The 11,846-nt window shown below is 60.0% G+C and carries 8 protein-coding genes; 7 read left to right on the top strand and 1 reads right to left on the bottom strand.

Annotation, left to right across the window (positions count from 1 at the left end):
* The first annotated feature begins 4 nt into the window (after positions 1-4).
* The 7 genes from ACYQ2U_RS11375 to ACYQ2U_RS11345 all read left to right on the top strand — a co-directional run bounded on the left by ACYQ2U_RS11375 (position 5) and on the right by ACYQ2U_RS11345 (position 10,939).
* A complete protein-coding gene (locus tag ACYQ2U_RS11375) occupies positions 5-952 on the top strand; it encodes a UDP-glucose 4-epimerase family protein (protein WP_459950485.1) in 948 nt (315 codons plus the stop codon).
* The gene (locus ACYQ2U_RS11370) at positions 949-1,509 is read left to right on the top strand and encodes a sugar transferase (RefSeq protein ID WP_459950484.1); all 561 of its coding nucleotides are present in this window, start codon (positions 949-951) and stop codon (positions 1,507-1,509) included. Before ACYQ2U_RS11375 ends, ACYQ2U_RS11370 begins: the two co-directional genes overlap by 4 nt.
* A gap of 62 nt (positions 1,510-1,571) precedes the next feature.
* Positions 1,572-3,494, top strand: coding sequence for a polysaccharide biosynthesis protein (locus tag ACYQ2U_RS11365; protein WP_459950483.1), 1,923 nt, complete (start codon positions 1,572-1,574; stop codon positions 3,492-3,494).
* 247 nt (positions 3,495-3,741) lie between these two features.
* Positions 3,742-4,503: an FHA domain-containing protein gene (locus ACYQ2U_RS11360; RefSeq protein ID WP_459950482.1), complete on the top strand. Its 762-nt coding sequence runs from the start codon at positions 3,742-3,744 to the stop codon at positions 4,501-4,503.
* Between the two features lie 24 nt (positions 4,504-4,527).
* Complete coding sequence (locus ACYQ2U_RS11355; protein ID WP_459950481.1) at positions 4,528-6,750, top strand: CHASE2 domain-containing protein; 2,223 nt, start codon at positions 4,528-4,530, stop codon at positions 6,748-6,750.
* A gap of 147 nt (positions 6,751-6,897) precedes the next feature.
* A complete protein-coding gene (locus ACYQ2U_RS11350) occupies positions 6,898-9,276 on the top strand; it encodes an ATPase, T2SS/T4P/T4SS family (RefSeq protein WP_459950480.1) in 2,379 nt (792 codons plus the stop codon).
* Positions 9,277-9,310: 34 nt separating this feature from the next.
* On the top strand, positions 9,311-10,939 hold the full coding sequence (locus ACYQ2U_RS11345; RefSeq protein ID WP_459950568.1) for an HD domain-containing phosphohydrolase: 1,629 nt from the start codon (positions 9,311-9,313) through the stop codon (positions 10,937-10,939).
* 96 nt (positions 10,940-11,035) lie between these two features.
* Here ACYQ2U_RS11345 and ACYQ2U_RS11340 read toward each other — a convergent pair whose 3' ends face one another.
* Positions 11,036-11,818, bottom strand: a complete 783-nt coding sequence (locus tag ACYQ2U_RS11340) for an IclR family transcriptional regulator (RefSeq protein ID WP_459950479.1) — start codon at positions 11,816-11,818, stop codon at positions 11,036-11,038.
* Positions 11,819-11,846 lie beyond the last annotated feature (28 nt).

Raw genomic sequence — 11,846 nt, 5'->3', positions numbered from 1 at the left:
ATCCATGACAACGTTGGTGACGGGCGCGAACGGGTTTGTCGGTTCTTCGCTTTGTGCGAGATTGCGCAGAGACGGCGTCTTTGTACGAGGTGCTGTGAGATCGCTGAACTCAAAGCCAGATGGTGCTGAGGCTTTCGCGATTGGCAGCCTTTCGTCAGTCACCGACTGGACGGAGGTCTTGAGCAAGGTGGAGCAGGTTGTGCACTTGGCCGCCCGCGTTCACGTCATGAACGACAAGAGCTCGGACCCATTGGCAGAGTTTCGTCGCGTGAATGTCGAAGGCTCGGCTGCTCTTGCACGCCAGGCAGCGGTCGCGGGGGTAAGGCGCTTTGTTTTTCTAAGCTCCGTCAAGGTGAACGGTGAATTCACGGAAGCGGGGCATCCGTTCACTGCAGATGATGCGCCTGCACCAGAAGATTCCTACGGCGTGTCCAAGTACGAGGCAGAGCAGTTGCTCCGACAGATTGCCGATGAAACAGGCATGGAGGTAGTGATCATTCGACCGCCCCTGGTGTATGGACCGGGCGTGAAAGCCAACTTCGAGTCCATGATGCGTTGGCTGGCGCGCGGTGTCCCGCTGCCACTGGCTACAGTGACTGAAAACCGCCGCAGCTTGGTCGCACTGGACAACCTGGTGGACTTGACCATGACCTGTTTGAACCACCCTGCAGCAGCCAACCAGACATTCCTAGTGAGTGACGGAGAGGATATATCAACTGCAGAACTGCTCAAGCGTATGGGCGCTGCCATGGGGAAGCCGGCACGACTGTTTTGCGTTCCATCTGCACTCTTAAAGCTGGGCGCAACCGTATTGAACAAGCCGGGTATCTATCAGCGTCTGTGCGGCTCGTTGCAGCTGGACATTGCCAAAACCAGACAACTGCTTGGGTGGGCCCCACCGGTGTCGGTGGATGAAGGGCTGCGGCGTGCCGCTGAAGGCTTGCGGTCATGAAGCGTTTGTTTGACGTGGTTGTGGCGTTGGTGGCGGCTGTGTTTCTTGCCCTGCCGATTGTGATGACGGCGCTGGCCGTTCGTCTTACTTCGCCTGGGCCAGCCTTGTACTGGAGCGACCGTGTGGGCCGCCATAACCGAATTTTCAGAATGCCCAAGTTCCGCAGTATGCGCATCGACACGCCGGCGGTGGCCACGCACTTGCTGCAGAACCCTGAGCAATGGCTCACTCCCGTCGGTTCTTTTCTGCGCCAATCCAGCCTGGACGAGCTGCCCCAGTTGTGGTGCATCCTGAAAGGGGACATGAGCCTTGTTGGCCCACGCCCGGCGCTGTTTAATCAGGAAGACCTGATTGCTTTGCGCACAGAAAAGGGCGTGCACGAACTGGTGCCTGGTTTGACCGGGTGGGCACAGGTTAACGGACGAGATGAGCTGCCAATTCCTCAGAAGGTGGAGCTGGATGCGGAGTATCTGCAGCGTCGGTCATTGCTGTTTGATCTGAAGGTACTGTGGATGACGGCGTTAGTGGTTCTGGCAAGGAATGGAGTGTCACATTGAAGAAAAGCACAGATCATCTTGAGGACTCAGGATTCAGGAAGCTGTACGCAATGAGAATCTGCATGTCTAAGCTCGTTGTCCCGTTACTGGGTTTGCCACGAGCAGCAAAGCGATTTTTGGTCCTATCCGTAGATATGGGGCTGTGTGTCCTGACCGTATGGCTTGCCTACTACCTGCGACTTGGTGAGTTCGTCGCCCTTTCTGGTGCCGCCCTTTGGGCCGTAGGCGCTTCAATCGGAATTGCACTGCCCATCTTTATCGTGTCAGGTCTGTACCGTGCCATCTTCCGTTACAGCGGCTGGCCGGCCTTGCTGGCGGTGGCCCGTGCCGAGGGAATTTACGGCTTGCTCTATGCCTCGGTCTTCACTGCCATAGGTGTAACCGGTGTGCCACGCACGATCGGCATCATCCAACCTATCCTGCTGCTGCTGTTTGTGGGTGCGTCGCGCGCACTGGCCCGGGTCTGGTTGGGTGACCAGTACCTAAGCATCCTCAAGCACGCCTCGCGGCCCAAGGTGCTGATCTACGGTGCAGGCAGCACAGGGCGCCAGTTGGCGGCGGCCATGGCCAACAGCCACGAAATGCAGGTGGCTGGATTTCTGGACGACGATGATCGTCTGCACGGCCACGTGCTCAATGGTCAACCCATCTACAATCCGGCTGATTTGAACAGCTTAGCCAGCACCCTCAATATCAGCGACGTGTTGCTGGCAATGCCCAGTCTTTCGCGCCGCCGCCGCAACGATATTCTGGGCCAGGTCCGTGTGGCAAAAGTAGCTGTGCGTACCCTACCCAGCGTGACCGATCTGGCGCAGGGCAAGGTCAGCATCTCAGATCTGCGCGAACTAGACATTGACGACCTACTCGGTCGTGAGCCGGTGATGCCCAATCACATCCTGCTGGCCATGAACGTGCGCGGCAAGGTCGTGATGGTGACCGGTGCCGGCGGTTCCATCGGTAGCGAACTATGCCGCCAGATCCTGACGATCGGCCCAAGCAAATTGCTGTTGATCGAACAAAGTGAGTTTGCGCTCTATGGCATTCATCAGGAACTCGAAGAAAAGCTCGCTGGTCGTGACATCGTTCTAGTACCCTTACTGGCCTCGGTACAAGAAAACGAGCGTATGCACGAGATTATGTCAACCTGGCATCCAAATACGGTCTACCATGCGGCAGCCTACAAGCATGTGCCCATGGTGGAGCACAACCCAGCCGAAGGGATCAAGAACAACGTGCTCGGCACACTGCGTACAGCCCAAGCGGCGGTAGAAAACGGTGTCTCGGATTTCGTTCTCATCAGCACCGACAAGGCGGTTCGACCGACTAACATCATGGGGGCCAGCAAGCGACTGGCAGAAATGGCGCTGCAGGCTCTTGCTGTGATCAGCCTCGGTACCAAATTTAGCATGGTGCGCTTCGGCAATGTTCTGGGCTCATCGGGGTCAGTGGTACCGAAGTTCCGACAGCAGATTCGTGATGGCGGGCCGATTACGTTGACGCATCCTGAAATCACTCGATACTTCATGACAATTCCTGAAGCCTCGCAACTGGTGGTCCAAGCTGGCGCCATGGCAAAGGGCGGGGATGTGTTCGTTCTCGATATGGGACAGTCGGTCAAAATTATGGATTTAGCTCGTCGCATGATTGAGCTTTCAGGTCTGACCGTCAAAGATGAACAAAACCCCGATGGTGAAATCGAGATCGAGATTACTGGTCTGCGTCCCGGTGAGAAGCTCTATGAAGAACTGCTCATCGGTGACAACCCCAAGCCCACAACCCATTCGCGGATCATGAAAGCCCATGAGGACTTCATTCCGTGGTCTGAGTTGGAGCCAAAACTCAAGGCTCTGGAGTTGGCTTTGAACCTGAACGATGTTGCTGTGATTCGTTTGATGATGCAGCAATTGGTGACTGGGTATGTTCCCAATAGTGAAATTGTTGACTGGGTCTACATGGAGCAAGAGGCCGAGGCTCAGGCTGGTTGAAAGTAGAGACCACTTGAACGTCAATGCGCGAAGCCCATCTTTACGGTGGGCTTTTTGTTTGGACGGCGTGGTTGATTGAGGCGATAGCTGGTGCTCACCAGTTTGCCAGTCGTAGGTGAAACCGCACAATTTGATGTTACGACCATGTTTTCTAAGGTTTATTGTTGGTAAGCTCTATAACCAATAGCCATGCCTCCACATGATGTGGCAAATGCGGTGGTCTGATGGGGATTTCAAGGAAAGTGCGATGGCGAAGCTCATTTTGAGTATGGATGGTCTGACGTTGAAGGAGATTCCGCTCGTCAAAGAGCGGGTCACCATCGGTCGCAAGCCTCATAACGACATCCAAATCGATAATCTGGCGATTTCTGGCGAACACGCCGCCATCGTGACCATTCTGAACGATTCCTTTCTGGAGGATCTGGCCAGCACGAACGGTACTTACGTGAATGGCAAGCAGATCCAGAAACACTTCCTTCAGCCCAACGATGTCATCGAGTTGGGTAAGTACCGTCTCAAGTACATCAATGATGTTCCTGTTCAACAGACGCAGGATTTTGAAAAAACAATGGTGCTGCGCCCGGACATGATGCGGGCTAGCGTGGCTAATGCGCCATCTCTAATGCCGTCTGCTGCGACGCGGACAAGTGAGGAGGCCGATGTCCCAGGGGGAGGCGTTCCTCCCATGGGTCAGCGTCCGCCCGTCGAAGTGTCCGCTGCTACCAGCCAAGACCAGGCAATGCCCTTGGGCGTCATCCAGGTGTTGAGTGGTGGCGCTCACGGTCGGGAGTTGGCCCTGGTCAAACCCTTGACGACCTTGGGCAAGACCGGTCTTCAAGTGGCGGCGATTACTCGCCAGCCTCTGGGCTACTTCATTACTCATGTCGAAGGGACCACATTCCCCATCGTCAACGGGACGATGCTCGATACCAAAGCCCACCCCCTTCAGGATCGGGATGTGATCGAGTTAGCGGGCGTCAAAATGGCATTTTTTCTGAAACGTGCCTGACCGTCGCCGACCGTGAGACTCTCCTTGAATCAGCATTGGATCCGCTATTGCCTGGGCTGTGCCATTGCCTTGGTACTCCTGGGGCACTCGGTCCAACTCTATCGCATTCCCCTCATTAGTCATCTGGATGCTATTGCCTATGACGCCAAGGTACGGTTGACCTTGCCAGGCGGTATCGACGACAAGGTGGTGATCGTCGACATTGATGAAAAATCCTTGGCGGAAGTGGGCCGCTGGCCATGGGGCCGGGATAAGCTGGCGAAACTGATGGACCGCTTGTTCGATCAGTACAAGGTCGCCGTGGTGGGTTTCGACGTGGTCTTTGCCGAGCCCGACGATAGTTCGGGCATGGGTTCCCTCAATCGCTTGGCGAGCAAGGACCTGAAGGATAACGAGGCCTTCCAGGCGCTTCTGAACAGCCTGCGGCCACGGCTTGATTACGATGCCCGCTTCGCGGCCGCCTTGGCCAAGCGTCCCGTCGTCCTCGGTTACTACTTCTCGAATCAGGACGAAGTCCACACGAGTGGCGCCTTGCCCGCGCCGGTGGTGCCTGCAGGGGCCATCCCCGAGGGGAGTACGGCGATTTCTTCCTGGTCGGGTTACGGCGCCAATCTGGAGCGGTTCCAGCAAGCCGCCGGGGCCGCCGGCCATTTCGATGCCCTGGTGGATTTTGACGGCACCACGCGCCGGGTGCCGCTGCTGGCCGAATACCATGGCGCTTATTATGAGTCCCTGGCCCTGGCCATGGTGCGGCGACTATTGGACGTACCCACGGTCTTCCCCGGCTATCCCGACGATGCCGATCCCCGCAGCTTTGGTTCGATGGAGTGGTTGGACCTTCCCTCCGATCGTGGCCTGCTGCGCATTCCCGTCGACGAGAACGGCGCCACCCTGGTGCCCTATCGCGGCTATCGCGGCAGCTTCCGCTACATCCCCATGGCCGATGTCCTGGCGGGACGTACACCGGCGAGCCAGTTGGCGGGAAAAATCGTGTTGATCGGTGCCAGCTCGCCCGGCTTGATGGATTTGCGGGTAACGCCCGTGGGCAATGTGTACCCCGGTGTCGAGGTGCATGCCAACTTGGTGGCTGGCATCCTCAACGGCAACTTGAAACACAAGCCCGCCTACGTGCTCGGGGCCGACTTGTTGTCGGTGCTGCTGGCGGCAGTGGCCATGATATTCCTGTTGCCGCAGTTGAGTCCGCTCAAGGCCAGCCTCGCGGCGGCCGGCATTGCGGCGGCGCTGATCGGCGTCAATCTGTCTTTCTGGAACAGCGGCATGGTCCTGCCGCTGGCGAACGGCTTGGTCTTGGTGGCCTTGCTCTATGGCCTCAACATGGCGTGGGGTTACTTTGTCGAGTCCCGCACCAAGCGCCAGTTCACCGAACTGTTCGGACAATACGTTCCACCGGAGTTGGTGGAAGAAATGGCCCGTAATCCGAAGGGCTACAGCATGGACGGACGCAAGGCCGAATTGACCGTGCTGTTTTCCGACGTGCGGGGTTTCACCACGATTTCCGAAGGCCTGGCGCCGGATCAATTGGCCACCCTGATGAATGAATACCTGGGGGCCATGACGGCCGTTATCCGCGATCAAAAGGGCACCCTGGATAAATACATCGGCGACGCCATCATGGCATTCTGGGGAGCGCCAATGGAGGATCCCCAGCACGCCAAGCGTGCGGTGGCGACGGCGCTGGCCATGCAGCAAGCCCTGGTCGATTTGAACCGTCACCTGGTGGCGCGCGGCTGGCCGGAATTGAAGATCGGTGTCGGCATTAATACCGGGGTGATGACCGTCGGCGACATGGGTTCGCCGGTGCGCAAGGCCTACACGGTCATGGGCGATGCGGTAAACCTGGGCTCGCGCCTGGAGGGCATCACCAAACAATACGGCGTCGGCATCATCGTCGGTGAAACCACGCGCCAATTGCTGTTGGACATAGCGGTATTCCGCGAGTTGGATCGGGTGCGGGTGAAAGGCAAAGAAGAGCCGGTGGGCATTTACGAACCCCTGGGATTCCAAGGGCAAGTGGCTGCGGCCGAACTGGAGGAGCTCGCTTGCTGGGCGCAGGCCTTGAACGCTTACCGCGCCCAACAGTGGGATCAGGCCGAAACTTTATTGCGCCGCCTGACAGGGGATAATCCACGCTATCTCTACCAGCTCTACCTGGAGAGAATCGCCCATCTGCGGCAGGATCCGCCGGGGGACGGCTGGGATGGAGTCACGACGTTTGAAACAAAATAAGCCCTGCCACGAGGAGCGCCCAATGACCTCGGATTGCCGAGGGGAGTGCCTCTGTTTGGCCCGGCGCCTGGGTGTCCGGCCCGGGGCCGGGGCGGCGGGCATAATAATGGGCATGAAGGGCAGTCGGCACGCAGAGGGGGAGCAACAATGAGCGCAATACCGGCCAATCCGGCGGACGGTGCCGGACAGGCGGATGTGGTCAGCCGGCTGGCGTTTTTCAAGAGCCTGCAATCGGTCACCAACAAAATCCATGCGACCTCCAACATCGACGAGATCATGCTGGAGTTGTCCCAGGACATCTGTAGCCTGTTCAACGCGGACCGCTTGACCATCTACGCCGTCGGTGACGACAAGGCCTCCATCATCTCCAAGGTCAAGACGGGGCTCAATTCCTTCAAGGACCTGCGCCTGCCCATCACCGACCAGAGCATCGCCGGCTACGTCGCCCTGTCCAAGCGCATCATCAACATCAGCGACGTTTACGACGAAAAAGAACTCAAGAAAATCCACCCCAGCCTGCGCTTTCTCCAGGAGGTGGATGCCAAGACCGGTTACCGGACCAAGCAGATGCTGGTGGCGCCCATCGTTGACCATGTCGGCGGCGAGTTGTTGGGGGTGGTGCAGATCATCAACAACAAGGCCGACACGCCCTTCATCCAGGTGGCGGAAGAGGGCGTCAAGGGGCTTTGCGAAACCCTGGCCATTGCCTTTACCCAGCGCAACAAACCAGCCCAGATCGCCCGGTCGAAGTACGACTTCCTGGTGGCCGACGCCGTCATTGGCGCCGACGAACTAGAACAGGCCAAGCGTGCCGCCCGCAAGGAAAACTGCAATATCGAAGTGGTCCTTGCCAGCCACTACCAGGTGCAATTGCCGGCCCTGGGCGCCGCCCTGTCCAAGTTCTTCAACGTGCCCTACGAGCCGTTCAAGTCCGATCGGGTCAAGCCGGTGGACTTGCTCAAGAATCTGAAACGCGAGTATCTGGCCCAGTACCAGTGGGCGCCCATCGACGACAGTCAGGAGGGCATCGTCGTCTTGTGCCTCGATCCCGAACAGGTGAAGGGCTCGCGGGTGGTGAGCAACGTCTTTCCCCGGCGCAAGATCGTCTACCGCGTCACCACCGCCCATGAGTTCAAGGAAACCTTGGACCAACTGTTCGGCCCCAGCGGCCCGGCCATGGACGAAACTTCCGTCGGCGACCTGCTCTCCAGCCTCGACGAGGGCGACGGCGATGGCTTCGAGTCCACCGACGACGACGTTTCCGCCGCCGCCGATAACGAGCTGGTCAAGCTGGTGAACAAGATCATTGTCGATGCCTACCAGCAGGGCGCTTCCGATATCCACATTGAGCCGGGCATCGGCAAGGACAAGGTGTTGATCCGCTTCCGCAAGGACGGCTCCCTGGCCAAGTACATCGAGGTGCCCGCGGTCTACCGCAACGCTATCGTCGCCCGGATCAAGATCATGTGCGACCTGGACATCGCCGAGCGGCGCAAGCCCCAGGACGGCAAGATCAAGTTCAAGAAGTTCGGCCCCCTTGACATCGAGTTGCGGGTGGCGACCATTCCTTCCACCGGCGGGGTGGAGGATGTCGTGATGCGGATCCTCGCCGCAGGCGAACCCATCCCCATCGACAAGCTGGGTGTGCTGCCGCGCAATCTGGAAAAGCTCAAATCGGCGGTGAGCAAGCCCTACGGTCTGTTCTTCGTCTGCGGTCCCACCGGTTCCGGCAAGACCACCACCCTGCACTCGGTGCTGGGCTATCTCAATACGCCGGACACCAAGATCTGGACCGCCGAGGATCCGGTGGAAATCACCCAGAAGGGCCTGCGCCAGGTTCAGGTGAACAAGAAGGTGATGGACTTCGCCACGGTGATGAAAGCCTTCCTCCGGGCCGATCCGGACATCATCATGGTGGGGGAAATGCGGGATGCCGAAACCACCAGCATCGGCATCGAGGCCTCCCTGACCGGGCACTTGGTGTTCGCCACCTTGCACACCAACAGCGCGCCGGAATCCATCATCCGTCTGCTGGACATGGGCATGGACCCCTTCAACTTCGCCGATGCCCTGCTGGGCGTCCTGGCCCAGCGCTTGGCCAAGCGCCTGTGCAGCAAGTGCAAGGAAGCTTACGTCCCCGACGCGGAGGAAGTGAAGCTGTTCATGGCCGAGTACTGCAACGAGCTGCTCAACACGGCGACCTTCAAGCGCGACGGCAAGGCCGCCTACGAGAACGTCTACCGCCGCCTGGTGAACGACTACGGCGACGACGGCAAGCTGACCCTCTACCGGGCCGTGGGCTGCCCCGAGTGCGGCGGCACCGGCTACAAGGGCCGTGTCGGCCTGCACGAGCTGATGCTGGGCACCGACGCCACCAAAAAATTGATCCAGGAACACGCGCGGGTGGCCGAGTTGTTCGCCCAGGCCCTGGAGGATGGCATGTTGACCCTGAAGATGGACGGCCTGGAAAAGTGTCTGCAAGGCATCACCGACGTCAAACAGGTGCGGGCCGTCTGCATCAAATAATCCCTTGCCGCGAGACCACACCTCCAGCACCGACATGGACAATGCCGACGACCTGTTCCGCCGTTTGGAGATGCTCAACGCGGTGGGAACCGCGTTGTCCCAGGAACGGGACATCCAGCGTCTGCTGGAAGGCATCCTGCTGGCGGCCAAGGACATCACCCGGGCCGATGGCGGCACGCTCTACGGTCTGACCGAAGACCGCAACCACCTGCGCTTCGAGATCATGCGCACGGACTCCCTGGGCTTGGCCCTGGGCGGCACCACGGGCAACCCCATCAAGCTGCCCGACGTGCCCCTCTACGACGAGAGCGGCCGGCCCAATGACGCCACGGTGGCGGCCTATGCCGCCCTGCATGGCTGCACCGTCAACATCGCCGACGTCTATGCCGCCGCCGGTTTCGATTTTTCCGGCACCCGCCGCTTCGACCAGAAAACCGGCTACGCCTCCAAGTCCTTTCTCACCGTGCCCCTGCGCAATCACGAGAACGAACTCATCGGCGTCCTGCAATTGATCAACGCCGTCGATCCGGCCACGGGCCAGGTACAGGCCTTTTCCCCGGGCGATCAGCGCCTGGCCGAGTCCCTGGCTTCCCAGGCTGCCATCGCCCTCACCAACCGGCAGCTCATCAGCCAGTTGGAGACGCTGTTCGAATCCTTCATCGGCCTCATCAACCTGGCCATCGATGAAAAGTCCCCCTATACCGCCGGCCACTGCCAGCGGGTCCCGGAACTCACCTTGATGCTGGCCGATGCGGTCAACCGCACGGAGCAGGGCCCCCTGGCGGATTTCGCCATGTCGGAGCGGGATCGTTACGAACTCAAGATTGCCAGCATGCTGCACGACTGCGGCAAGGTCACCACGCCTGTTCACGTGGTGGACAAGGCGACCAAGCTGGAAACCCTGTTCGACCGTATTCATCTGCTCGACACCCGTTTCGAGGTGATTAAGCGGGACGCGGAGATCGCGGCCCTGCGTCGTCAGGCCGACCTGCCCGACCCCACCGATGCACAAGCCAAGGCCGCCATTCAGGTGGAGTTGGAGGCGACCCTGCGCCAACTGGAGGACGACCGCGCCTTCCTGCGCCGTTGCAACATCGGTGGCGAGACCATGAAGGACGAGGATCAGGACCGGGTGCGGCGAATCGCCAAGGCTTACCAGTGGCGCAATCCGGCCGGGGCGGAAGCGGATTTCCTGTCCGTCGACGAGATCGAGAACCTGTCGATTCGCGCCGGCACCCTCACCGCCAAGGAACGGGAAGTCATCAATTACCACATCGTCGCCACCATCAAGATGCTGGAGCAACTGCCCTGGCCCAAGCATCTGCGCAACGTGCCGGAATTCGCCGGCGGCCACCACGAGCGCATGGACGGCAAGGGCTATCCGAAGGGTCTCACCCGCGACCAGATGTCGGTCCAGGCCCGCATCATGGGTATCGCCGACATCTTCGAGGCCCTGACCGCGCGGGACCGTCCCTACAAGGCGGCGATGAAGGTTTCCCAGGCGGTGAACATCCTGGCGGCCTTCGCCCGCAACGGCCATATCGATCCCGACCTGTTCCAGATTTTCATGCAGGAAAAAATCTACCTGCACTACGCCCATCGCTTCCTGGACCCCGGCCAGGTGGACGCGGTGGATCCGGTCGCCGTTCTGGCCAGCCTGTAAGACTGTCTATAAGCCCGCCGAGGGACCATGAAAAAAGGAGGCATCGCCTCCTTTTTTCATGGGTCGCCGCCATTCATGGGCGGTGGTGGACCGCCCTCAGTCCGCCTTGACGTAGCCGATGGCGGCGGAAATGGTGTCGGCGGTTTCCTTGAGGATGGCGGCCCAGTCCGGTTTGTGGCGGTCGCTCGGGGCCGAGATGGACAGGCCCGCCACTAGCTGGCCGCTGTCGTCCCGCACCGGCGCGGCGATGCAGCGCAGGCCCTGCTCGATTTCTTCCCGGTCGAAGGCCACGCCGTGGCGGCGCACCCAGTCCAGTTCCTTTTCCAGGGCGGGCAGGGTGGTGATGGAGTTGGGCGTGGGGCCGGGCAGGCCGGTGCGGCGGGCGTAATCGCGCACGCTGTCGGCGCTGTCCTCGGCCAGGTAGAGCTTGCCCACCGAGGTCACGTGCAGGGGCGCCCGGGCGCCCACCAGGTGCACCACCCGCACCGACGAGCGGCCGCTGGAGGTCCGTTCCACGTAAACGATCTCGTCGCCCTGGCGCACCCCGAGGTTGATGCTTTCCCCCAGGCGTTGGTGCAACTGCTGCATCAGCGGCATGGCGGCGTCACGGATGTTGATGCGGGATTTGACCAGGTTGCCGAGTTCCAGCAGGCGGATGCCGAGACGGTAGGTGCCGCCGTCGGCTTTTTCGGCGAAGCCCGAGGCGGCCATGGCGGCCAGGATGCGATGGGCGGTGGAGGGATGGAGGTCGGTTTCCAGGGCCAGTTGCTTGAGGCTGACCGGGTCGTGGTAGTAGGACAGCACATCCAGCAGGCGCATCATCCGCTCGATGACCTGGATGCCGCCCTTTGCTTCCGTCGTTTTTTCAGTACCCGCCACGTTGTCCATCCGTCGTTTCACGAGGCGC

It is taken from the genome of Denitratisoma sp. agr-D3 (assembly GCF_054658675.1).
The sequence above is the reverse complement of the archived record's forward strand: the minus strand, read 5'-3'. Positions and strand labels throughout refer to the sequence as shown.

Excerpts from the sequence above, each read along its gene's own strand:
- ACYQ2U_RS11375 (WP_459950485.1), top strand. The coding sequence starts at position 5 with ATGACAACGTTGGTGACGGGCGCGAACGGGTTTGTCGGTTCTTCGCTT.
- ACYQ2U_RS11365 (WP_459950483.1), top strand. The coding sequence starts at position 1,572 with ATGTCTAAGCTCGTTGTCCCGTTACTGGGTTTGCCACGAGCAGCAAAG.
- ACYQ2U_RS11360 (WP_459950482.1), top strand. The coding sequence starts at position 3,742 with ATGGCGAAGCTCATTTTGAGTATGGATGGTCTGACGTTGAAGGAGATT.
- ACYQ2U_RS11370 (WP_459950484.1), top strand. The coding sequence starts at position 949 with ATGAAGCGTTTGTTTGACGTGGTTGTGGCGTTGGTGGCGGCTGTGTTT.
- ACYQ2U_RS11345 (WP_459950568.1), top strand. The coding sequence starts at position 9,311 with ATGGACAATGCCGACGACCTGTTCCGCCGTTTGGAGATGCTCAACGCG.
- ACYQ2U_RS11350 (WP_459950480.1), top strand. The coding sequence starts at position 6,898 with ATGAGCGCAATACCGGCCAATCCGGCGGACGGTGCCGGACAGGCGGAT.